General features: G+C 69.9%; 19 protein-coding genes and 1 tRNA gene. 8 read left to right on the top strand and 12 right to left on the bottom strand.

The genetic code is table 11. The features are described 5' to 3' along the window. Both G3I65_RS19370 and G3I65_RS19365 read left to right on the top strand, forming a co-directional pair. Positions 1-1,926 (top strand): AAA family ATPase (locus G3I65_RS19370; RefSeq protein WP_160697351.1); only part of this gene is annotated, 1,926 nt, incomplete at its 5' end. Positions 1,927-2,002: 76 nt separating this feature from the next. After that, a complete protein-coding gene (locus G3I65_RS19365) occupies positions 2,003-3,379 on the top strand; it encodes a cytosine permease (protein ID WP_160697350.1) in 1,377 nt (458 codons plus the stop codon). Here the strand turns inward: G3I65_RS19365 and G3I65_RS19360 are convergent. Genes G3I65_RS19360 through G3I65_RS19350 form a run of 3 tightly spaced genes read right to left on the bottom strand, consistent with a single transcriptional unit; the run spans position 3,337 to position 4,679 of the window. After that, on the bottom strand, positions 3,337-3,771 hold the full coding sequence (locus G3I65_RS19360) for a GNAT family N-acetyltransferase (protein ID WP_160697349.1): 435 nt from the start codon (positions 3,769-3,771) through the stop codon (positions 3,337-3,339). The genes G3I65_RS19365 and G3I65_RS19360 overlap by 43 nt on opposite strands. Positions 3,772-3,792: 21 nt before the next feature. Beyond that, positions 3,793-4,353: a TetR/AcrR family transcriptional regulator gene (locus tag G3I65_RS19355; RefSeq protein ID WP_086864339.1), complete on the bottom strand. Its 561-nt coding sequence runs from the start codon at positions 4,351-4,353 to the stop codon at positions 3,793-3,795. After that, entirely contained in the window at positions 4,350-4,679 is a 330-nt protein-coding gene (locus tag G3I65_RS19350) for a multidrug efflux SMR transporter (RefSeq protein ID WP_160697348.1), read from the bottom strand. Before G3I65_RS19350 ends, G3I65_RS19355 begins: the two co-directional genes overlap by 4 nt. A 153-nt stretch (positions 4,680-4,832) precedes the next feature. Here G3I65_RS19350 and G3I65_RS19345 point away from each other — a divergent pair, with 153 nt between their 5' ends. The 3 genes from G3I65_RS19345 (at position 4,833) to G3I65_RS19335 (ending at position 8,811) form a co-directional block, all read left to right on the top strand. Then, positions 4,833-7,046 carry a (Fe-S)-binding protein gene (locus G3I65_RS19345; RefSeq protein ID WP_160697347.1) on the top strand — a complete coding sequence of 738 codons (2,214 nt, stop codon included), beginning with the start codon at positions 4,833-4,835 and terminating at the stop codon, positions 7,044-7,046. Between the two features lie 300 nt (positions 7,047-7,346). Further along, a complete protein-coding gene (locus tag G3I65_RS19340) occupies positions 7,347-7,793 on the top strand; it encodes a DUF742 domain-containing protein (protein WP_160697346.1) in 447 nt (148 codons plus the stop codon). Positions 7,794-7,809: 16 nt separating this feature from the next. Beyond that, entirely contained in the window at positions 7,810-8,811 is a 1,002-nt protein-coding gene (locus tag G3I65_RS19335; RefSeq protein ID WP_160697345.1) for a cation diffusion facilitator family transporter, read from the top strand. A 1-nt stretch (position 8,812) separates the two neighbouring features. Here the strand turns inward: G3I65_RS19335 and G3I65_RS19330 are convergent, their stop codons facing one another. From G3I65_RS19330 to G3I65_RS19320, 3 genes are all read right to left on the bottom strand, one after another. Next, complete coding sequence (locus G3I65_RS19330; RefSeq protein ID WP_160697344.1) at positions 8,813-9,505, bottom strand: CAP domain-containing protein; 693 nt, start codon at positions 9,503-9,505, stop codon at positions 8,813-8,815. 155 nt (positions 9,506-9,660) lie between these two features. Next, positions 9,661-14,064, bottom strand: a complete 4,404-nt coding sequence (locus G3I65_RS19325; RefSeq protein ID WP_309235560.1) for a hypothetical protein — start codon at positions 14,062-14,064, stop codon at positions 9,661-9,663. A 69-nt stretch (positions 14,065-14,133) separates the two neighbouring features. Continuing rightward, positions 14,134-14,604 carry a MarR family winged helix-turn-helix transcriptional regulator gene (locus tag G3I65_RS19320; RefSeq protein ID WP_160697343.1) on the bottom strand — a complete coding sequence of 157 codons (471 nt, stop codon included), beginning with the start codon at positions 14,602-14,604 and terminating at the stop codon, positions 14,134-14,136. A gap of 73 nt (positions 14,605-14,677) precedes the next feature. Between G3I65_RS19320 and G3I65_RS19315 the strand changes: the two genes are divergently transcribed. Then, positions 14,678-15,871 carry an NAD(P)/FAD-dependent oxidoreductase gene (locus G3I65_RS19315; RefSeq protein WP_160697342.1) on the top strand — a complete coding sequence of 398 codons (1,194 nt, stop codon included), beginning with the start codon at positions 14,678-14,680 and terminating at the stop codon, positions 15,869-15,871. Here G3I65_RS19315 and dcd read toward each other — a convergent pair. Together dcd and G3I65_RS19305 are read right to left on the bottom strand one after the other, a co-directional pair. Then, complete coding sequence (dcd, locus tag G3I65_RS19310) at positions 15,868-16,449, bottom strand: dCTP deaminase (protein ID WP_086865668.1); 582 nt, start codon at positions 16,447-16,449, stop codon at positions 15,868-15,870. The two genes, G3I65_RS19315 and dcd, sit on opposite strands and share 4 nt — an antisense overlap. A 23-nt stretch (positions 16,450-16,472) precedes the next feature. Continuing rightward, positions 16,473-17,666: an oxygenase MpaB family protein gene (locus tag G3I65_RS19305; protein ID WP_160697341.1), complete on the bottom strand. Its 1,194-nt coding sequence runs from the start codon at positions 17,664-17,666 to the stop codon at positions 16,473-16,475. A 107-nt stretch (positions 17,667-17,773) separates the two neighbouring features. Here G3I65_RS19305 and G3I65_RS19300 point away from each other — a divergent pair. Beyond that, positions 17,774-17,844, top strand: a tRNA-Gly gene (locus tag G3I65_RS19300). 73 nt (positions 17,845-17,917) lie between these two features. Here G3I65_RS19300 and G3I65_RS58795 read toward each other — a convergent pair. The 4 genes from G3I65_RS58795 to G3I65_RS19280 form a co-directional block, all read right to left on the bottom strand. Then, a complete protein-coding gene (locus G3I65_RS58795; RefSeq protein ID WP_160697340.1) occupies positions 17,918-19,153 on the bottom strand; it encodes an HNH endonuclease signature motif containing protein in 1,236 nt (411 codons plus the stop codon). Positions 19,154-19,326: 173 nt separating this feature from the next. After that, on the bottom strand, positions 19,327-20,556 hold the full coding sequence (locus tag G3I65_RS19290; RefSeq protein WP_160697339.1) for an RNA polymerase sigma factor: 1,230 nt from the start codon (positions 20,554-20,556) through the stop codon (positions 19,327-19,329). Then, positions 20,553-20,903, bottom strand: a complete 351-nt coding sequence (locus tag G3I65_RS19285; RefSeq protein WP_160697338.1) for a YciI family protein — start codon at positions 20,901-20,903, stop codon at positions 20,553-20,555. The genes G3I65_RS19290 and G3I65_RS19285 overlap by 4 nt, the downstream gene beginning before the upstream one ends. A gap of 101 nt (positions 20,904-21,004) precedes the next feature. Then, on the bottom strand, positions 21,005-21,655 hold the full coding sequence (locus G3I65_RS19280) for a hypothetical protein (RefSeq protein WP_160697337.1): 651 nt from the start codon (positions 21,653-21,655) through the stop codon (positions 21,005-21,007). A gap of 106 nt (positions 21,656-21,761) precedes the next feature. On the opposite strand from G3I65_RS19280, the gene G3I65_RS19275 reads away from it, so the two are divergent. Next, entirely contained in the window at positions 21,762-22,139 is a 378-nt protein-coding gene (locus G3I65_RS19275) for a nitroreductase family deazaflavin-dependent oxidoreductase (RefSeq protein WP_160697336.1), read from the top strand. The last annotated feature ends 2 nt before the right edge of the window (positions 22,140-22,141 follow it).

The raw sequence follows: 22,141 nt of genomic DNA, 5'->3' as shown, positions 1-22,141 counted from the left end.
CCCGCGGCGCGCGCGGCGGCCCAGCTGTTCTGGGCCTTCGGCGCCGCCGAGCGGGCGAAGGCCGCTTGGACGACGCGGGCCGCGTCGCTCGCGCGGGTCCGGGACGCCTTCGGTCCCCCGCGGGCGATGGCCGAGCTGGCGCGGGAGCTGGGGGAAGCCGTGCGCGCGTTCTTCGACGGCGTGGGCCTGGCGCTCGAGACCGAGTTCGCCGGGGAGTACCTGCTCGAAGAGCTGGCGGTCGCCCCGGCCGGCTTCGTCGCGAGTGCCGGCGCGCGGGCGGTACTCGACAAGTTCCGGCTCGACCGGCGGAGTTTCGCCGAGGACCTCGGTGCTCTCGACGACCTCGCCGACCGCCACCAGCTCGCGGAAGCCTGGCTGCGGTCGTTCGCCGAGGTGACCGGCCTGCCCGCCGACGAGCTCCCGGAAGCCGTCGCGATCGAGCTGTGCGACCTCCCGCGCTACGACTCGTCGGCGACGCTGGTGACCACCGTGGACGGCCTGCTCGGCGCCCACCCGCGGATCACCGGCCGGTCGATGACGCTGCGGCTCGACGAGACGCTGGCCAGGACGCACCGCTTCCGCCGGGACCGCGTGCCGGGGTACCGCGACTACCAGCGGCGGCGCAACGCGCTCGTGGCCGCCGAAAGCGAACGGCTGCGGCTGGCGGAGTACCGGCCGAAGGTGATGAGCGCGTTCGTGCGCAACCGCCTGCTGGACGAGGTGTACCTGCCGCTGATCGGCGACAACCTGGCCAAGCAGCTCGGCGCGACCGGGGACGCCAAGCGCACCGACCAGTCCGGCCTGCTGCTGCTCATCTCGCCGCCGGGGTACGGCAAGACGACGCTCATGGAATACGTCGCCAGCCGCCTCGGGCTGGTCTTCGTGAAGGTCAACGGGCCGGCGCTCGGCAACGGCGTCACGTCGGTGGACCCGGCCGACGCGCCCGACGCGACCGCGCGCCAGGAGGTCGAGAAGATCTCGTTCGCGCTCGAACAGGGCAACAACGTGCTGCTGTACCTCGACGACATCCAGCACACGTCCCCGGAGCTGCTGCAGAAGTTCATCTCGCTGTGCGACTCGCAGCGGCGGATGGAAGGGGTCTGGGAGGGTCGCACGCGAACCTACGACCTGCGCGGCAAGCGGCTCGCGGTGTGCATGGCCGGGAACCCGTACACCGAGCAGGGCAAGCGGTTCCGCATCCCGGACATGCTCGCCAACCGCGCGGACGTGTGGAACCTCGGCGACGTGCTGTCGGGCAAGGAAGAGCTGTTCGCGCTCAGCTTCATCGAGAACGCGTTGACGGCGAACCCCGTCCTGGCGCCGCTCGCCGCGCGCGACCGGTCCGATGTGGACGCGCTGGTCCGGATGGCGGGCGGGGACGGTTCGGTGCGCGCCGACCAGCTGGGGCACGCCTATTCGGCGACCGAGCTGGAGCAGGTCCTGTCGGTGCTCCGGAAACTCCTGCGGGTGCGGCGGATCGTGCTGGCCGCCAACCAGGCCTACATCGCCTCGGCGGCGCAGGCGGACGCCTCCCGCACCGAACCGCCGTTCCAGCTGCAGGGTTCTTACCGGAACATGACCAAGCTCGCCGAGCGGATCGTGCCCGCGATGAACGACGCGGAGCTCGAAGCCCTGGTCGACGACCACTACGCCGGTGAGGCGCAGACCCTGACCTCGGGTGCCGAAGCCAACCTGCTGAAGCTGGCCGAGCTGCGGGGACGGCTGTCGCCGGAGCAGGCGCGGAGGTGGGCCGACGTGAAAGCCGCGTACCTGCGCGCCCGGGCGCTGGGCGGGGCCGACGAGAGCCCGATGAGCCGCGCGGTCGGCGCGGTGGGGCTGCTGGCCGACCGGGTGGGAGCGGTCGAGTCGGCCATCGACCGGGCGGCGGAGCGGCTGGGACGGTCGGCGTCTGGGATACCAGACTGAATCGCGGACCCGGGCCTGGGCCGAGCCGCCGAAGGCGCGGTTAATACCTCCAAGCACGATCTCTGGAGGTTCACCCGTGGCGGCAGCCCTCGAACGCAGGTCCATCGACCCGGTCCCGGAAAGCGAACGGCACGGCCACCCGCGCAGCCTCTTCACGCTCTGGTTCGCGGCGAACATGCAGATCACGTCCGCGGTGACCGGCGCGCTGACCGTGCTCGTCGGCGTCCACCCGCTCTGGGCGCTGGTCGCCGTCCTCGGCGGGAACGTCCTCGGCGGCATCCCGATGGCGCTGCACGCCGCGCAGGGGCCGAAGCTGGGCATCCCGCAGATGATCCAGTCGCGCGCGCAGTTCGGCGTGTACGGCGCCGTCCTCCCGCTCGTCCTCGTCGTCGTGATGTACCTCGGGTACTTCGCCAGCGGGAACGTCCTGGGCGGGCAGGCGGTCGCGCAGATCACCGGCCTGCCCACCGACGCCGCGATCGCCGTCTACGCCGCCCTTTCCGCGCTCATCGCCGTCGTCGGCTACCGCCTGATCCACCGGTTCGGCTGGATCGCATCGGCGCTGTCCGTGGTCGTCTTCGTCTACCTGACGATCCGCCTGGTCGGCGGCCACGACCTGGGGGCGGTGCTGGGCGCGCCGACCCTCGACTTCCCGAAGTTCCTGCTCGCCCTGTCCCTGACGGCGTCCTGGCAGCTGACGTTCGGCCCGTACGTCGCCGACACCTCGCGCTACCTGCCGTCGAGCACCTCGGTGCGCGCCACGTTCTGGTGGACCTACGGCGGCACGGTCCTCGGCGCCACCTGGGCGATGTCGTTCGGCGCGCTCGCCTACGCCGTCGCCGGGAAGGCGTTCAAGGGCCACGAAGTCGCGTACGTCGTCGGGCTCGGCGGTGAAGCACTCCTCATCCCGCTGCTGCTGGCGATCGCGCTCGGCAAGTTCACCGTGAACGTCCTGAACATCTACGGCGGCTACATGACCGTCGCGACCGCGCTCACGGCGTTCAGCCGCAAAGCCGCGCTCTCCCAAGGCGCCCGCGTCGCGTACATCGCCGTCGTCGGCGTGCTCGGCGGCGTCATCGCGATCCTGGGCCGCGGGGAGTTCCTCGGGAACTTCATCCTGTTCCTGGACTTCCTGCTGTACTTCCTGACGCCGTGGAGCTCGATCAACCTGGTCGACTTCTACCTGGTGCGCAAGGAGTCCTACGACCTCGAAGCGGTGTACGACCCGAACGGCCGCTACGGACGCTGGGCGGCGCCGGCGCTGATCGCGTACTTCGTGGGGATCGCCGCGCAGATCCCGTTCTCGAACGTCGAAGGCATCTTCGTCGGCCCGATGGCGCCGCTGCTGGGCGGCGCCGACGTCTCGTGGCTGATCGGGCTCGCCGTCCCGGGCGCGCTGTACTACGGCCTTCAGCGCAGGGCTTCCTGGTTGACGCCTTCGCGTTCCAGGTAGCGGCCCTTGGTGTGCTCGCCGAAGCCGAACTGGCGGTACAGCCCGTGCGCGTCGGCGGTGTGCAGCATCCAGCGGAAGCCGGCGCCGGGCCCGTTGTCGATCATCTCGCGGACGAGCTCCTTGCCGAGGCCGGTGCCGCGGGCGGAGCCGACGACGAAGACGTCGGCCAGGTACGCCGAGCCGACGCCGTCGGAGAAGGCCCGCGCGAAGCCGACCTGCTCGTCCCCGCGGTAGGCGCCGACGATCCGCCACGAGCCGTCGATGGCGGCCTCGACCTGCGAGCGCGTGCGCCAGCGGCCCCAGTAGGCCTCGGTGGAGAGGAACTTCCACACCACGTCGAGGTCCAGCCGTGCCCGGTCGTCGTCCAGCTCGTACTCACCGAAGGTGCGCATGATCCGAAACTAAGCCCGGCGTCAACGCGGTTTCAGCAGGTAGTCCACGACGGGGCGCAGCTCGTCCGCGGACGGCGGCTCGTCGTCGATCAGGCCCTGGATCAGCAGCCCGTCGATGCCCGCGAGGAACACGCGGAAGGCCACTTCGTCGTCGTGGCGGACCATCGACGTCAGCACGTCGAGCCAGCGCCGCGCGGCCGGGCGCAGCTCCGGCTTCCGCGCGGCCAGCAGGTACAGCTCGTACTCGGCCATCGTGCGCCCGCGCCGCGGGCCCAGCGCCTCGGCGAGCAGGCCGGCGACCTCCTCGGCGCCGCGCGAACCGCGTGACCGGGCCCGGTCGATCATCCAGTAGACCTCGGTCGCCATGTCGCGGGCGCACGAGATGAGGGTCGCGATCAGCAGGTCGTCGAGCGAGGAGAAGTGGTACGTCGTGGACGTCGTCGGCACGCCGGCCTCGGCCGCGACGGTCCGGTGGGTCACGCCCGCGACGCCGTCGCGCTCGATGATGCGCAGCGTGGCCTCGATGATCTCCGCGCGTCGCTTCTCTCCCCGCGCCTTGCGGCCGTCGACCTGCAGTTTCACGTCGAAGCACTCCCGATTTCGATCAGCACGACACCGCCGATGACCAGCGCCATCCCGGCGATCATGGCCGCGTTGACGGGCTCCTTGAGGAACACGACGCCGACGATCGCGACCAGCGCGACGCCGGCCGCGGCCCAGATCGCGTAGGCGACGCCGATCGGCAACCCCAGCTTGAGCACGTACGACAGGGCGACGAACGCGACGGCGTACCCGAGCACCACGACGATCGACGGCCCGAGCTTCGAGAAGCCCTCGGAGAGCTTCAGCGAGACCGTCGCGGAGACCTCGGCGGCGATCGCCAGCGCGAGGAGAAGGTACGCACCCATAGGGTGAAAACTACCTGAACGATCGTCCCAGAACAAAGAGCGACGTACACCACATCGGTGGGACTTAGCCCCACTCAACGGGTTACTCATCAGTAAGGAAGGTTAGTCTCCCGGCACCACCACAGTTTGATCCGGACGAAAGGCACCCGAACGATGGGCGCTCTGCAACTGACGCTCGGCGGGATCTCGGTCCTGCTCGGCGTCGTCGCCTGGGGAATGTTCGCCGCGACGATCGCGCGCTTCGTGCGCATCATCCGTCTCGGGCAGCCCGACTCGACGCGCAACGGGCCGTTCATGGCGCGGCTCAAGACGCTGATCAAGGAGTTCGCCGCGCACACGCGGATGAACCGCAAGCGCAGCGTCGGGCCGGCGCACTGGCTCGTGATGTGGGGCTTCCTGCTCGGCTCCCTCGCGCTGTTCGAGGCGTACGGCGAGGTCTTCGTCCCGAGCTGGGGCTGGCCGATCCTCGACGACTTCCCGCCGTTCCAGCTGCTCATGGAGCTGCTCGGGCTCGGCACCATCGTCGGCATCCTCGTGCTGATGGCGATCCGCCAGCGCAACCACCCGCGCCGCGCCGACCGCCAGAGCCGGTTCCAGGGCTCCAACTTCAAGTGGGCGTACTTCATCGAGGCCGTCGTGCTCATCGAGGGCATCGGCATCATCGGCGTCCGCGCCGCGAAGGCCGCACTCGGCGCGCACGAGACGCCGACCTGGGCCGCCTTCGTCTCGAACCCGCTCGGCGAGCTGCTGCCGGCCAGCCCGAACCTGGTCACGGTGTTCGCGTTCGTCAAGCTGATGAGCGCCACGGTCTGGCTGATCGTGGTCGCGCGCACGATGACCATGGGCATCGCCTGGCACCGCTTCAGCGCGTTCTTCAACATCTACTTCAAGCGCGAGGCCGACGGCGGCGTCGCCCTGGGTGCGCTCAAGCCGATGATGAGCGGCGGCAAGGTCCTCGACCTCGAGGAAGCCGACCCGGACGAAGACACCTTCGGCGTCGGCAAGATCGAGGACTTCAGCTGGAAGGGCTGGCTGGACTTCTCGACCTGCACCGAGTGCGGCCGCTGCCAGGAGCAGTGCCCCGCGTGGAACACGGGCAAGCCGCTGTCGCCGAAGCTGGTCATCACGCAGCTGCGCGACCACGCCTACGCGAAGGCGCCGTACCTGCTGGCCGGCGGCAAGCGCGACATGGCGGGCGACGAGGTCGGCCTGTCCGGCGACAACATGTACGCCGGGATCGACGTCCTCGCGATCGCCGAGTCCCAGAAGGCCCTGATCGGCGACGACGGGGGCGTCATCGACCCCGACGTCCTGTGGTCCTGCACCAGCTGCGGCGCCTGCGTCGAGCAGTGCCCGGTCGACATCGAGCACGTCGACCACATCGTCGACATGCGCCGCTACCAGGTGATGATCGAGTCGTCGTTCCCCAGCGAGCTGAACGGCATGTTCAAGAACCTGGAGAACAAGGGCAACCCGTGGGGCCAGAACGCCAAGGACCGGCTGGCCTGGACCGAGGACCTCGACTTCGAGGTGCCGGTGTTCGACGGCGACATGGAAGACGCGGAGTACCTGTTCTGGGTCGGCTGCGCCGGCGCGTTCGAGGACCGCGCGAAGAAGACGACGCGCGCGGTCGCCGAGCTGCTCCACATGGCCGACGTGAAGTACAAGGTGCTGGGCTCGGAGGAGTCCTGCACCGGCGACCCGGCCCGCCGCGCGGGCAACGAGTTCCTGTTCCAGATGCTGGCGCAGCAGAACGTCGAGATCCTGAACTCGGTGTTCGAGGGACGTGAGCGGAAGGCGCGCAAGGTCGTCGTGACCTGCGCGCACTGCTTCAACACCCTCGCCAACGAGTACCCGGAGCTGGGCGGCCAGTTCGACGTCGTGCACCACACGCAGCTGCTCAACCGCCTGGTGCGGGAGAAGCAGCTGGTGCCGGTGGCGCCGGTCGCCGAGGACGTCACCTACCACGACCCGTGCTACCTCGGCCGCCACAACAAGGTGTACGAGGCGCCGCGCGAGCTGGTCGGCGCGACCGGCGCGCGGCTGCGCGAGATGCCGCGGCACGGCGACAAGTCGATGTGCTGCGGCGCCGGCGGCGCGCGGATGTGGATGGAAGAGAAGATCGGCAAGCGGATCAACGTCGAGCGCGTCGACGAGGCGCTCGGGACCGCGCCGTCGAAGATCGCGACCGGCTGCCCGTTCTGCAAGGTGATGCTGAACGACGGCCTGACCGCCCGCCAGAGCGACGGCAGCGCGAGCGAGAAGGTCGAGATCGTCGACGTCGCGCAGATGCTGCTCGAGTCGGTCAAGCGCAAGCCGGCGCCGAAGCCGCTACCGACCGGAGCGCCTTCGCTCGCAAAAGAGTGACGAAACATTTCGAAAACGGCCCCGGCCAGGAACTTCCTGGTCGGGGCCGTTTACATTGCGCAATTCGCATTGATGTAGCCACTGCGCTACGCGTTGTCACAAGTCCACTAGCTGGGATTTCCGGCGCGGTAATCGTTTTCTTGAAAGTTGTTCATGAAATTCACCGAAATGGCCCATCAGGTGGAGGACAAACGAAGACCTGAACCCTGGACAGCGGGCGTATCCTGACGTTTCCTTCGCCGCCGCCGTTGCCAGCGAAGGCTTCCTTTCGACGATCACGGAAACAGGGGGCGGCCACGTATGAGCGAGGACCGGAGCACCACGACCGGGCGACACGCTCTCCGCACCTACATCGACGACATGGACGTCCGCTTCCCCGGCGCCGGCGCCCAGGACCCCGTGCCCGCCCAGCGGACGCTCGTGCGCCCGTACGTCCTGACCCGCGGCCGCACGCAGTCGCGCCGGCACCTGGCGATCGAAGCGCTCGTCTCGACGCGCGCCGGCGCCCACTGGAACGGCGCCCGGCTGACCGGTGAGTTCCGCTCGGTGCGCACGCTCTGCTCCCGCCCGCGCTCGGTCGCCGAGGTCGCGGCCACGCTGAGCGTGCCGCTCGGCGTCGTCCGCGTGCTGCTGGACGACATGGCCGAGCAGGGCCTCGTCACCATCCACGACAACCGGGTCAACGCCGAAGGCCGCCCGGCGGTGGCGCTGATGGAGCGCGTTCTGCACGGCTTGCGCAGTCTCTGAGCATTACGCTCAGCCGGTGACCGAGGAAACCGAGAACTCCGGTGGCGAAAGCACTCTGACCGTCCTGCTCGCCGGCGGGGTGAACCTGGCGATCGCCGTCATGAAGCTGATCGCGGGCATCATCACCGGCTCGGGCGCGATGCTCTCCGAAGCGGCCCACTCGGTGGCCGACACGTTCACCGAAGTCCTGCTGCTGACCGCGTTGAAACGTTCCGACCGCCCGGCCGACCGCGTGCACCCCTTCGGCTACGGCAAGGAGCGCTACTTCTGGTCGCTGCTCGCGGCGGTGTCGATCTTCGCGTCCGGCTCGATGTTCGCGCTCTACGAAGGCGTGTCGACGCTGCTCGGCCACGGCGAAGCGCAGAGCACGTCGATCCTCAGCTACATCGTGCTCGCGGTGGCCTTCCTGCTCGAAGGCACGTCGTGGGTGCAGGCGGTGCGCCAGACCGTGCGGGAGTCCAAGGCCGAAAACCGGTCGTTCTGGACCTACCTCCGCCTGATCGACGACCCGACGCCGAAGACCGTGCTGTTCGAGGACTCCGCCGCGCTGATCGGCCTGCTGGTCGCGTTCGCCGGCATCGGCCTGCACCAGCTCACCGGCTCGGAGGTCTGGGACGGCGTCGCGTCGATCGTCATCGGCGTGCTGCTCGCCTTCGTCGCCTACCTGCTCGGGCGGACGAACCGCGGCCTGCTCATCGGCCGCCAGGCCAGCCCGGAGATCGTCCGCGGCGTCCGCGACCACCTCTCGGCCGCGCCGGAGATCGAAGCCGTCGTGGACCTGCAGACCATGCTGATGGGCACCGACCAGGTCCTCGTGTGCACCCGCGTCGACTTCGACGACACGCTGAGCGCCGGCGACGTCGAACGCGCGTGCGTCCGGCTGGCGGGCGAGCTGACCGGGTCGTTCAACGATGTCACCGAGGTGTTCATCGAGCCGGTGCCGCGGACGGATCCCGACCTGCGCGCGACGGTGCTGGCGCGCTACGGCGACATCGCGGAGCGGTGGAACACCCCGTAGCTCAGTACCCGAAGTCCTGGACCCAGTAGTTGCCCGCCTTGGTGAAGCCGACACCGAGCTTCTTGAGGGAGCAGTTGAGGATGTTCGCGCGGTGGCCCTCGGAGTTCATCCAGGCGTCCATGACCTGCGCCGCGGACGTCTGCCCCTTCGCGATGTTCTCCGCGCCGGGCTTCGAGTAGCCCGCGATCTTGATGCGCTGGTCGAACGTGGTGCCGTCCGGGCTGGTGTGCGAGAAGAAGTCGCCGGCCGACATCTGGTCGCTGTAGTCCTGCGCGGCCTTGGTCAGGTGCGATTCCTCGGTCAGCGGGTCGCAGCCCGCCTTCGCGCGCTCGTCGTTGACCAGCGAGAGGACCTGGCCGGCGACGGTCGACGCGACCTTGGCCGCGGACTTGGTGGTCGGCGGCGGGGCTTCCGACGTCGTCGGCTGCGGGGGCGCGGAGGTCTCGGTCGGGGTGGGCGCCGCGCTGGACGTCGTCGGAGCCGGGTCTACGGGGGCGGGCTCGGCCGGCTTCGTGGGCTGAGCCTGGCCACCGGCGAGGTCGGTGCTGCTGCCACCACCGGAACCGGCGGGCGCGTTGGGGAGCACGAGCGCCGCGGCGCCGAGTTCGGCGGTGTTTCCTTCCGCGGTGGCCATCCAGGTGCCGGTCGCGGCGGAAAAAACGCCGAGCAGCACACTGAGTGACACCATCACCACGCGAGCACGTTCACCAAGGGGGGACACGGCGCAGGAACGTATCACGGGACGATTACGGCGAGAACCTGCTAACGCACTGATCACATTTCTTCGGGCGCACTCGTCGCCGACGGGCAGGAATTTCGCGGCAATCGGACGCTCGCGCGTTACTCCGTTCAGCCGCCGCGCACGACGAACGTCGCGTCGCCGGCCGCCGACACCGGGCGGCCGGTCGGGTCCTGCCCGGTCGCGGTCGCCCGGCTCGTGAAGCCCTGTTTTCCGGCGACAACCGTGCAGGTGTAGGTGATTTCCGCATCCACGGCCAGGTCCGGCGACGTGTGCGCGCACGACGGCGTGTGGTCGTCGGCCACGGACACTGCGGTCAGCGGCACGTCACCGGTGTTCTTGACCAGTACGGAAAAGGTGACGGTGTCGCCTTCCCGGACTTCGTACGGCGTCGCGTCCTTCATCACCGCGATTTCGGGGTGGACGACGTCGACTTTCGCTTCCGCCGACGATTGCACGGAGCGACCGGTCGGATCCGTTCCGGTCACTTCCGCGGAGTCGGTGAAATCGTCGTCGGCCGCTTTCCTGGTGCAGGTGTACGTCTGTGCCGCGCCGGCGGGCAGGCGGTCGAAGGCCTTCAGGCACGGCTGATCGTCCACAACGGACACCCCGGTCAGCGCGACGTCGCCGGTGTTGCGCACGACGATGGTGAACGTGACCTCGTCGCCCGCGCGCACTGTCGCGGGCTTCGCGTCCTTCGTCAGCTTCAGCGCCGGGTGGATGACGTCGACCTCGTCGCTGTCCGCCGCGGTGACCGGCGGGCCGACGGGGGCGTTCGCCGTGGCTTTCGCGGTGGTGACGACGTCGTCGGCCGGGGCGGTCGTGGTGCAGTCGAACTTCTGCGCGGCGCCTGCTTCGAGCTTGTCGAACGTCTTCGGACACGGCCCCTCGACCCGCAGGGCGGTCAGCGGCCCGTCGCCGGTGTTGGTGACGGTGATCGTCATGGTCACCGTGTCGCCGGGGCGGAAGGGGCCGCCGTGGAGGTCCTGCGCGATCGCGAGGCCGGGGTGCAGCACGGTGTACGCCGCGTCGTCGGTGGCGCTGACCTGGCGGTTCGTCGGATCGGTGCCGGTCGCGGTTGCCGAGCTCACGAAATTGTCGGTGCCGGCGTCTACCTTGCAGGAGTGGCGCTGGGAGGCGCCGGGGAGGAGGGTGCCGATGGACTGAGCGCACGCCGGAGTGCGGCTGTCCACAACGGACACGTCGGCCAGTGGCACGTCACCGGTGTTCGCGACGACGAGGGTGAACGTCACGGTGTCGCCTTGCCTGACCTGCGCGGGCGCCGCGTCGTTCGTGATCGTGACCGCGGGGTGGATGACCTTGACCGGGACCTCGGCGGTGGCGCTCACCGGACGGTTCGTGGCGTCGGTACCGGTCGCCTTCGCGGTGGCCGCGAAGTCGGCGTCGCCGGCGATCTCGGTGCAGCTGTAAGTCTGCTTCGCCTGTGGTTCCAGTGTTCCCAGTGACTTGGTGCAGTCCGGGGCGAGCTGGTCGGCCACCGAAACTTCCCGCAGCGAGCTGTCTCCGGTGTTCGTGACGGTGATCGTCGAGGTCACGGTGTCGCCTCGGCGGACCACCTTCGGGTCGGCGGTCCTCGTGATCGCGATGGCCGGGTGGACGACGTCCACGGCGGCGACGGCCTCGGCGGTGACGTCCGGGCCGGTCGGTGGAGTGGCGCTCACCCGCACGGCGCGGGTGACGTCGTCGGCCGGGGCCGGGGCGGTGCAGCCGAACTCGCGGGTGCCGCCGGGTTCGAGCGCGCCGTCGATCACCTGGGTGCAGCCGGCGGCTCGCGCGGCCTGCGCGTCCGTGACACGGAGGCCGGTCAGCGGCACGTCGCCGGTGTTGCGCACGGTGATCCGGAACGGCACGGTGTCGCCCTCGCGGAACGGGCCACCCGTGACGGCCGCGGTGATCGCGACGGCGGGGTGCTGCACGGCGAACGCGGCCTCGGCGGTGGCCGTGACCGGCCGGGCGGTCGGGTCGGCGCCGGTCACCACCGGCTTGTTCGTGAAGCCGGCAGCGGCCGCGACGGTCGCGCACGAGTACGTCTGGGTGGCCTGCGGCTGGAGCGTCCCGAGGGACTTCGCGCACGCGGCGACCTGGTCGTCCGCTACCGCGACGCCGGTTAGCGGCACGTCGCCGGCGTTGGTGGCGGTGATCGTCCAGGTCACCGTGTCGCCTTCGCGGACCTGCGCGGGCGCGGCCTTCGCGGCGAGCGCCACGGCGGGGTGGATGACGTCGACGACGGCGTCGTCGGTGACCTTCACCGCGCCGCCGAGCTGGTCCTTGGCGGTCGCGGTGGCCGTGTTGGTGAAGTCGTCGGCCGGGGCGGGCGCGGTGCACGTGTACGTCTGCTTGCCCTGCGGTGGCAGGGCGCCGATCGCCTTGGCACAGGCCGGGGTCCGGTCGTCGGCGACGGCGACGTCGGTCAGCGGCGCGTCACCGGCGTTGGCCACGGTGATCGTGAAGGTCACCGGGTCGCCGGGGCGCGCGACGGCCGGGGCGGCGTCCTTCGTCAGCGTCAGCGCCGGGGTGATCACCGTGACGGTGGCCGACGCGGTGGCGGTCACCGGCTGGCCGCCGAGGTCGGTGCCGGTGGCGGTCGCGTGGGACGTCGTCGTGCGGGACGGGTTCGCCGTGCACGTGTACGTCTGCGTCGCGCCCGCGGCCAGGCCGCCGGGGAAGGTGCGCGAGCACGACGTGGTCGTGTCGTCGGTGACGGTGACCGGCGCCAGGGCGCTGTCGCCGGTGTTGTGCACGGTGACGGTCCAGGTGACGGGGTCGCCGGCGTGGATCACCGGCGGGTTCGCGGTCTTGGTGATCTCGACGGCGGGCGCGATCGTGGGCGCGGGCGTGTCGGCGGTGGCCGTGACCTGCTTGCCGAGCTCGTCGGTGGCCGTGGCGGTCGCGGTGGTGACGCCGTCGGCGATCGGGGCCTTCGCCGTGCACTCCCACGTCCGGCTCGCGCCGGGGGCGAGGGCGCCGGGCGGCGACTGGGCGCACGAGGGCATCTTCGGGTCGGTGACCCGAAGACCGCTGAGCGTGGTGTCGCCGCTGTTCACGGCTTTGACCGTGAACGTCGCGGTATCGCCGGCGCGGTAGGCGGGCCGGTCGGCGGTCGTCGTGAGGCCGAGCGCCGGGTGCAGGACGTCGACGTGGGCGGCGGCGACGCCGTCGAGGGAGTCGCCGAGCGCGCTCGTACCGGTTGCCTTCGCTTCGGCCGTGAAGTCGTCGGCCGGGGCGGGTGCGGTGCAGGTGTAGCTGACTGTCTGCCCCGGGGCGAGCGTGCCGAGCGGCTTCGCGCAGGACGGGACGGCGTCGGTCGTCACCTGCACGCCGGTCGCCGGGACCGCGCCCGGGTTGGTGACGGCGACGGCGAACGTGACCGGGTCGCCGGCGTGCGCCTTGGGCTGGGTCGCGCGCAGGGCGACCTGGAGTTCGGGCACCGGCACGGAAAACGCGAGGTTCTGCGCGAGGTAGGCGTCGCCGCTGGTGACGAAGCCGAGCTTCGCGCTGGTCGCGCCGGCGGGGACGCGGTCGACGTTGAACGCCTTCGCGTCGACGCTGAAGTTGTTCTTCGCGGCCGGGGCGGCCGTGTTGTCGGCGTTCGACACGAAGAAGTTGGAAGTGCCACCGGTCGCTGGCTCGGCGGCCGGAACGCCGTCGACGAGGAACTGGTCGCCGGAGGCACCCCAGTCGCCGTCGTACGCGGTGACGCCGAGATGCGCGTCGGCGGCCGCGGCGCGGAAGCCGGTGATCGTCGTCTCCGCGGGCGGGGCGCCGGCGGTCTGGTGGACGTGCCCGTCGTAGACGACGACCTTGCGCTTGCTCGGCGCGAAGTCCGCGTTGCGCTCGGGGTAGGCGTAGACGAGGGCGATCGACCACCCGCCGACGCAGTCGAAACCCTTGGCGGCCCAGACGTTCCCGACCGTCAGGTCGAGCGGCGCTCCGGTGGGGGCGCCCGCGAACCGGTCGGTCACGTCGGCGTGCGCCGAGTAGTAGTCCGCGTCTTCGGCGTACCCCGAGGGCGCGAGGTCGACGGGCTTCGCGCTGCCGACGGAAAGCCGGACGTTCTGCTTCGCGGGCGTACCGGGCGGGGACACGGCGCTCTTGCACGCCGTGCTGCCCGCCCAGTTCAGCCGGGCAAAGGCGATCTTCGCGCCCGGCGGGATGCTGACCGACGCACTGGCCGAGTCGAAGGTGCCCGGGTCGGCGTCGATGTCGGCCCACTGCAGGAAGAAGTCGTCGTTGGCGAGGGTGTCCTTGCGGTCAGCGGCGTTCGCGCAGGCCGCGGGCGTGGCGACCGGGCCGGACGTCGGCGCGTGGTCGGCGGCGACCGGGCAGCGGAGGACGCCGTTGCCCGCGTACAGGAAGTCGCCGTAGACGACGGCGTCGTAGCCCACCGCGAACGGCGGGGCGGCGGTCGCGCTCGCCGACGGCACCACGGCCGAGGCCAGGAAGACCAGTGCCAGCACCACAACCAGGCGAAGCGGTCTTTCGGGCAACGGCACTCCTCGCCACCTCCGGGGCCGAGACGACCTTGGGAGCCTGGCACGAGCGCGGGGTTTACGCCTTCGAACTCACTCGTTCGTGGATCCGGTGAGGTTCGCCGTCGACTCGTGGGTGAGGGTCGTCGCCGCCTCGACGAAACCGATGATCGTCCGGAGTTCGTCGTCGGTGTAGCGGTCGCAGAGCTCGTACATCCCCTTGACCAGGTGGTCCCACAGGTGCACACCGCTCGCGATGGCCTGCTCGTCCAGCGCGATCAGCACCCGGCGGCGGTCGTCGGGGTGCGGGCGGCGGTCGACGATGCCCTTGCGCTCCAGCCGGTCGACCATCGCCGTCACGGACGCGGGCGCGAGCCCGGACAGGCGCGCGAGGTCCTTCGGCGTCTGCGGCCCGAACCGCGCGAGGTAGTCCAGGACCTTGGTGTCGACCGCCGAGAGCCCGCGCGTCTCGGCGATCGCGGTGTGGAACATGACCGTCTCGGTCGACAACTCCCGCGACCTGAACAGGACTTTCTCGACCAGCTGCGCACGCTCGCTTGACACGGCCCTCAGCCTAGCGCACTCTTTAGTTCGACAGAACGAATTAGTTTCTAAGAGATTCGAGGGGACGAACGAGATGACCAAGGCGCTGATCATCGGGGGCGGCATCGCGGGCACGATCACGGCCATCGCCCTGCACGAGGCCGGGTACGAGCCGGTGCTGTTCGAGGCGTACGACCGCGGCGCGGAGGGTGTCGGCGCCTTCCTCACGCTGGCGGTGAACGGCCTGGACGCCCTGCTCCCGCTCGGCCTGAAGGACGTCGTCCGGCGCACGGGCTTCGACTCGCCGCGGATGTCGATCGCGCTCGGCGACGGCACCCGGCTGGCCGAATTCCCCCTGGGCGGCGCGCTCCCGGACGGCACCGTGAGCCAGACCGTCCTGCGCTCCGAGCTTTACGTCGCCCTGCGCGACGAGGCCGCGCGACGCGGCATCCACGCCGGGTACGGCAAGCGCCTGATCGGCGCGAGCCAGGCGGACACGCACGTCAGAGCCGACTTCTCGGACGGCTCGCACACCGACGGCGACCTCCTGATCGGCGCCGACGGCCTCCGCTCACGGGTCCGCACGATCATCGACCCGGACGCGCCGTCGCCGCGCTACGTCCCGCTGCTCAACACCGGCGGGTTCGCCGAAGGCCTGGCCCTGCCGGACGAGCCCGGGGTGCTGAACATGGTGTTCGGCAAGCGGGTGTTCTTCTGCCACGTCGTGAGCCCGGACGGCCGCGTCTGGTGGTTCGCGAACCCGGCCCGCAAGACCGAGCCGACCGCGTCCGAGCTGACCACGCTCGCCGGGGCGAAGCTGCGCGCCGAACTGCTGGACCTGGTGTCCCGCGACCGGACGCCGGCCACCGAGATCATCCGCGCCACGCGGGAGCTCTACCCGGCGTGGCCGACGTACGACTTCCCGTCGGTCCCGGTCTGGCACCGCGGCCGCATGGTGATCATCGGCGACGCGGCGCACGCGACGTCACCGGCGGCGGGCCAGGGCGCGTCGATGGCCATCGAAGACGCCGTCACGCTGGCCAAGTGCCTCCGCGACGTGCCGGAGGTTTCGCGAGCCCTCGCCACCTACGGGGGCCTGCGGCGCGAGCGCGTCGAAGCGGTCGTCGCGGCCGGCAAGCGCAACGGCGAGCAGAAGGTGATCGGCCCGGTCGGGCGCGTCGTCCGCGACTTCTTCATCAAGCGGGCGTTCTCGAAGCCGTTCGACGAGGACCCGAACGCCTTCATGTGGGAGCACCGCATCGATTGGAACGAGAAGATCGCGGCCTAGCGCCAGGTGTCGACGCGGTGGAAGTTCTTGTACGCCCGGCTCGGGGTCGGGCCGCGCTGCCCCTGGTAGCGGGACCCGGCTTCGGTGGAGCCGTACGGGTGCTCGGCCGCGCTCGACAGGCGGAAGATGCAGAGCTGGCCGATCTTCATGCCCGGCCAGAGCGTGATCGGCAGGTTGGCGACGTTCGACAGCTCGAGCGTGATGTGCCCGGAGAAGCCGGGGTCGATGAACCCGGCGGTCGAGTGCGTGAGCAGCCCGAGGCGCCCGAGCGAGGACTTGCCCTCGAGGCGGCCGGCCAGGTCGTCGGCCAGCGTGACGAGCTCGTAGGTCGACCCGAGGACGAACTCGCCCGGGTGCAGCACGAAGGGCTCGTCGCCCTCCTTCTCGACCAGCGACGTCAGCTCGTCCTGCTGCAGCTGCGGGTCGATGTGGGTGTACTTGCTGTTGTCGAAGACGCGGAAGAACCGGTCGAGCCGGACGTCGATGCTGGACGGCTGGACCATGCCGGCATCGAAGGGGTCGATGCCGAGCCGGCCGGCGTCGAGCTCTTTGCGGAGGTCACGGTCACTGAGCAGCACGCCCGGCAGCCTATCCGGTGCGCTCAGGCCACCCGCATGTGCTGCGCGTAGGACGTATCGGGCGCGAAGATCTTCTCGAGCCGCTTCACGTACCCACGGCGCCCCGCGCGCCCGATCCGCTCCTGCAGCGCCGTGGCCCCGGGGATGAACCGCCGCACGGTCTCGGCGGCGAAGTTGACCCCGGCCACCGCGACGATCGCGGCCTGCGCCACGGGATCGTTCGGCAGCTCGAGGAAGTCGGCATTGGTCTTCCCGAGCACGAGCCTGCTGATCGAGGAGTGCACGGCGACGGAAACGTGCGACAGGACCTTCCCGACGGCCCCGCGCCCCTCCCCGACGGCGGCGTTGGCCTCGACGAGCGCCTTGGCGAGCCGCTTGGAGTCGTCGTCCGGGATGAACTCGGTGGCGGCGAGCAGCCAGAGCAGGCGCCAAGCGTCTTCCTCGGACGTGGGCAGCAGCTCGTCGTCGACCCCCATGAGCCAGCCGATGTACCGCCAGAGGTGCAGGATGTCGCCGCGCTCGCGGGCGGAGTACCGGAGGCCGAGCAGCTGCGTGCCGAAGACGTAGACGAGCGAGAAGAGCAGCAGCGTCCCGGCGGTCTGCACCTGGTTGACGGGCCGGTCCCACGCCTCGTAGTCCCAGTCGTCCCGCCCGTTCATGGCGGCGCGCACGTGGGCGTGCACGAGCCGGATCCGCAGAGCGGAGGCGTACCCCTTCTCCCCGTGCTTGAGCGACCCGGGCGTGGTGACGTCGATCCACCAGGTGGCGGTCTCGACGAGCCGCCGCGTCGCCTTGTACTCGATTTCCCCGGTCCCGACCAGCGCTTTCGTCGCACGGGACGCGAGGTACCCGCCCATCAGCGACATGTCCCCGAGCGGGAAGAGCCCCAGCAACCCGGCCCGCGTGATGGCCCGCGCCCCGCGTTCGAGCCGCTCGTCGTCGACCCAGTACGGCTTGGCGTCGACCTGCTCGAAGAACTCCTTGAGCGGCCCGGGCACCACCGGATCACCCCGCAGCGCGTCCTCGAAGAGCCGCCTCCCCTGCCCCTTCGGCTGCCGCGCCATCCACGCGACGACGTCGTCGGCGAGCCGGTCCTGCACCTGCGCGAACTCCCGCAGCCGCGCCACCTGCCGCTCGTCCCCCCGGATGTCCCCGTCGATGAACAGCCGCGCCGCGAGCCGGAACCCACCCTGGCGGAACAGCTCGGGCTCCTCCATGCTCACCTCCGAGGTCGACAACAAGTGTTGTCACTTGACGCGCCGACGTCAAGGAGGGAGGGGTCTGGACAAGGGGATCACGCTGCCGTGTATGCTGGCGACGCACTGCGGATGTAGTTCAATGGTAGAACATCAGCTTCCCAAGCTGAATACGCGGGTTCGATTCCCGTCATCCGCTCTCAGAGAGAAAGCCCCAGGTCACAAGTTGTCTATTGTGACCTGGGGCTTTCTCTATGTTCGGCGTGCACTTCTCAGGACGTTGTTTGCCACTGAACACAGCTGAGAGCCGCGCGGTGCAAAGTCTGCGCTCGCGCGCGAAGGTGGCGCCGCAGAGCCGCTCGATGCCTGCCACGCGTCTTCGTCGCGTGGCAGTTGGGGCAAAGCGCAATCATGCGGGCAGGGTGATCAGGGCCACCGAGGGCCAAGTCATCGACGTGGTCAACCTCGAGAATCGCGGTGCCGGCCGGAGTGGTGTCTGCCGGCATGCCGGTGCATCGATCGTTCTCGCACCGGTTGGCAGCCCTGATGAGCACTGCGTCTCGAGCTCGCCTACTCCGACGATAGTTGTTCCGCGACGCCTTGGTTGCCGGTGATTGCGTCACGCCTGAAACGGGTTCGTCCCCAAAGCTTTCGACGTAGTCCCCGTAACTACGCGCCCGCACAGACGTGTCAGCGTCAGCAATGGCAGGTACCGGCGGAGGCGGCTGGTCAGTGATGGAACGATCGTTGAGGCGGTCAAGAACATGCGCTGGCCACGTCATGGAGTCCGGATCGGGAACTGCGACAACGAGGAAGGTGTACTCCAGCCGCTGCTCTTTGTTGTCGTCGAGCGCCCAAACCTGCGCTCGGTCCAGCACCGCAACCCACGTAACGAAGCTAAAACTGCCACCGGCGGGCCGATACCAGAACCGCACCGCTCGACGCTCCCGCCGAGCGGTATCGAGCATCTTGTTGCCGCGAACCAGCTTCTGGTGACCTTGCCGCCCATCGCCGCGGTATTCGAACGGCGCAATGGGGTCGGGTGGCTCGTCAGCGTACGGCCCCTCTTCATCAGAGAAGGCATTGACAGCGTCATCACCGGGGAACCGGAGAATGCCAGCGACGCCGTTGCCGCCGTAGGTATCGCGGATAGCAGTCCGGTTGGGATGTTCCTCGCCGACCTGCGGAGGACTGATTTGCGCTCGAGTGGCAACGGTAAAGCCAAGCCTTCTTAAGCGGCGGGCCGCACCATCGGCACCACCATTAAAGCTGTCAGCTTTCAGTGGGCCAAGTTCGGGGTGCTGGAGACCGTGAGCCACCCCGGCGATGGCCTTCGAGTCGTAGTGCTTTCCGTCAACTTGGAGTAGGTATTCTCGTGCCGGCTTGAACCCGTAGGTGCTTAGGAACTGCTCGGGCCCAAGCTCGTCGTACCTCCGGACTGCGCGCAACACCGCGTCACGATCGGTCAGGTCACCCAAGGTCATGGCCACCCCCGCGTCGCTCGTCACCTGATCGAGTGATCTTAGCGACCTGTGTCACGGTCGGAAACGAAGGACCCACGCGCGACCAGCAGCCGCTGCTCAGTGACACTCGTCGGTGACTGGCCGTGATAATTGGCCTGCCGGCGTGCGCCTCCACAAGTAAGAGCAGCTCCAAGCTGAATACGCGGGTTCGATTCCCGTCATCCGCTCTCACCGAAACCCCGGGTATTCCGCCCGGGGTTTTCGCTTTCCAGCCGGGCCCGCAATTCCGCCGCGTGCGCGTCCGGCAATCCCGTTTCCACCGCGCGCTCCAGCGCCTCGGAAGCCGACGGCGAACCCAAGCGGTGCAACAACTCCGCGCGCGAAGCGTGCCACCACGGGTAATCCGCCAAATCCGGCAATGCGTCCACCAAAGCCAGCGCCGCCGACGGCCCGTCGCGTTCCGCGACCGCGGCCGCGCGGTTCAGGCGGATCACCGGGGTGTCCTGGATCGACAACAGCACGTCGTACCAGGAAATCACCGCGTTCCAGTTCGTCGCCGCGTACGACGGCGCGAGGTCGTGGCAGGCCGCGATCGCCGCCTGGATCACGTACGGGTTCGGGACCGTCGGGGTCCGGCGCAGGCCCACGCCGACCAGCTCGACGCCCTCCTTGATCAGCTCGAAGTCCCACGTCGAACGGTCCTGGTCGGCCAGCAGCACCGGCGTCCCCGTCGCCGAAAACCGCGCCGGGCGGCGGGCGTCCTGCAGCAGCACCAGAGCCAGCAAGCCCAGCGCCGTCGGCTCGTCCGGCATCAGCGACGCCAGCAACCGGGCCAGCCGAACGGCTTCGTCGAGCAGGGAAACGCGGCCCGTGTAGCCCTCGTTGAAGATCAAGTACACCGTCGACGCCACGCCGGACAGGCGCAGCGGCAGCTCCGAAGCCGCGGGCACCCGGTACGGGATCCGCGCCTGCGCGATCTTCTGCTTCGCGCGCGTCAGGCGCTTCGCCATCGTCGCTTCGGGGACGAGCAGCCCGCGGGCCACCTCCGCGGTCGACAAACCGCCGAGGGTGCGAAGCGCCAAAGCCACCTGGGCGTCCAGCGACAGCGCCGGGTGGCAGCACGTGAACACCAGCCGCAGCAGGTCGTCGCGGACCGAATGCGGGTCGGGGTACGGGTCGATGGCCGGCATCGCGTCCGCTTCCTTCCCGAGGCGCTTCGCTTCGCGGCGGACGACGTCGACCGCGCGGCGGCGGGCCGCCACCAGGAGCCAGCCGCGGGGGTTGGCGGGGACGCCGTCGCGCGGCCACGTCTCCAGCGCGCGCACGACGGCGTCCTGGACCGCGTCTTCGGCCAGGTCGACGCTGCCGGTGACGCGGACCAGCGTGGCCAGTACCCGGGTGCCCTCGTCCCGGACCAGCCGCGCGACCGCGTCCCCGGCGCCGGTCACTTGCCGAAGTCGACGACCGGCCGGACCTCGATGGCGCCGTCCCAGGCGCCCGGGATCTGCGCCGCGACCTTGACGGCTTCGTCGAGGTCGGCGCATTCGAGCAGGTAGAAGCCGGTCAGGGCTTCCTTGGTCTCCGCGTAGGGGCCGTCGCTGGTGACGATGTCGCCACCCTTGCCGCCGCTGACGCGGACCGTCGTCGCGGTCGCCGTCGGGTACAGCGCCGCGCCGCCGCGGATCACGGCCTGCGCGGCGGTGCCGAACTCGTTGTAGTCCGCCAGCAGCGGGGCGAGCTCGGGGTTGGTCGGGTCGACGTCGGAGGCGTAGATGAACGCGGCGTACTGGGGCATGGCTGCTCCTCACAGGTCCTCAACCGGCGCCGATCGCCGGCTCTCACTGTAAGGACGAACGGCGCCGGCGTCGCCGGGACAACCGCGCCGGACTTTTTTTCTCAGCCCTCGACGAGCTCCCAGTCGCCGTCCGGGGTGGCGCGGTCGTAGACCTGGCCGGGTGCGGCCTTCAGCACCGTGCGGACGTCCGGGTACAGGTTCGCGACGTGCTCCAGCTCCAGGCCCTCGACCTCGAAGTCCTCCGCTTCCGGGACCTCGAAGCCGACGAACAGCCACGTGCCGTCCGGCTCGCGGACGACCTGGCGGACCGCGCGCAGCGGCTGCTGCGGACCCGTCGGGATCTCCGTCAAGCCGCTGCTGATCTGGGCTTCGTCGTCCGGCGAGCCTTCGAACTTCCACGCCGCGCGCCGCTGGGCCAGCAGCCGGATGTCCTCGTCTTCGTCGTCCGAACCCGTCACCGACGACAGCAGCCACGTGCGGCGCTCGGGGTCCCAGTCGGCGGCCATGCCCGTCGGCAGGCCGGCCAGCGCGCCCAGCTGCGGCAGCAGCTCGACGGCTTCGCGCAGCGACATCTTCCCGAAGCTTTCGCGGTTGACCACCACGTCGTCCGACAGCTCGGTGCCGTCGCTGATGAAGAAGTCGTCCTCGTCGTCCAGTACGACGAAACCCAGCGCGTCCGGGTCGTTGACCAGAGCCAGTGCGATGATCACCGGCGCTTCCGGGTCCTGGCGCAGCGGCCATGCGGTCGACATGCGCAACATCCCACCATCGGCGCGGTGCGGGCGGGGACCCGGGGTCACCCGATCGGCTAATTCATCGGTTGTTGATTTTTTCCCCGGGCGGGACCACCATGGGGGCATGGTGCTCTCCAAGCGAGTCGCCCGCTTCAACCGCGTCGCGACCAACCAGGTCCTCAAGCACATCGCCGGCTGGGCCCCCGGCTTCGCCATCGTCGTCCACAAGGGACGGAAGTCCGGCCGCGAGTTCCGCACGCCGATCAACGTCTTCCGCACGAAGGACGGCTTCGTCGTCGCGCTGACCTACGGGCCCGACGCCGACTGGGTGAAGAACGTGCTCGCCGCCGGGCGCTGCACGCTCGTCTTCCGGCGGAAAAAGGTGGCCGTGCACGGCGCCGAGCTCGTGCATGATGAGTCGCGGCAGGCCATGCCGGTGCCGATCCGGCAGGTGCTCGGCCTGCTGGACGTCCACGACTTCCTGCTGCTGAAGCGGGACTAGGG

The sequence above is a fragment of the Amycolatopsis sp. SID8362 genome (genome assembly GCF_010550475.1).
Classification (GTDB): domain Bacteria; phylum Actinomycetota; class Actinomycetes; order Mycobacteriales; family Pseudonocardiaceae; genus Amycolatopsis; species Amycolatopsis eburnea.
This window is presented reverse-complemented; position numbering and strand designations above follow the sequence as displayed.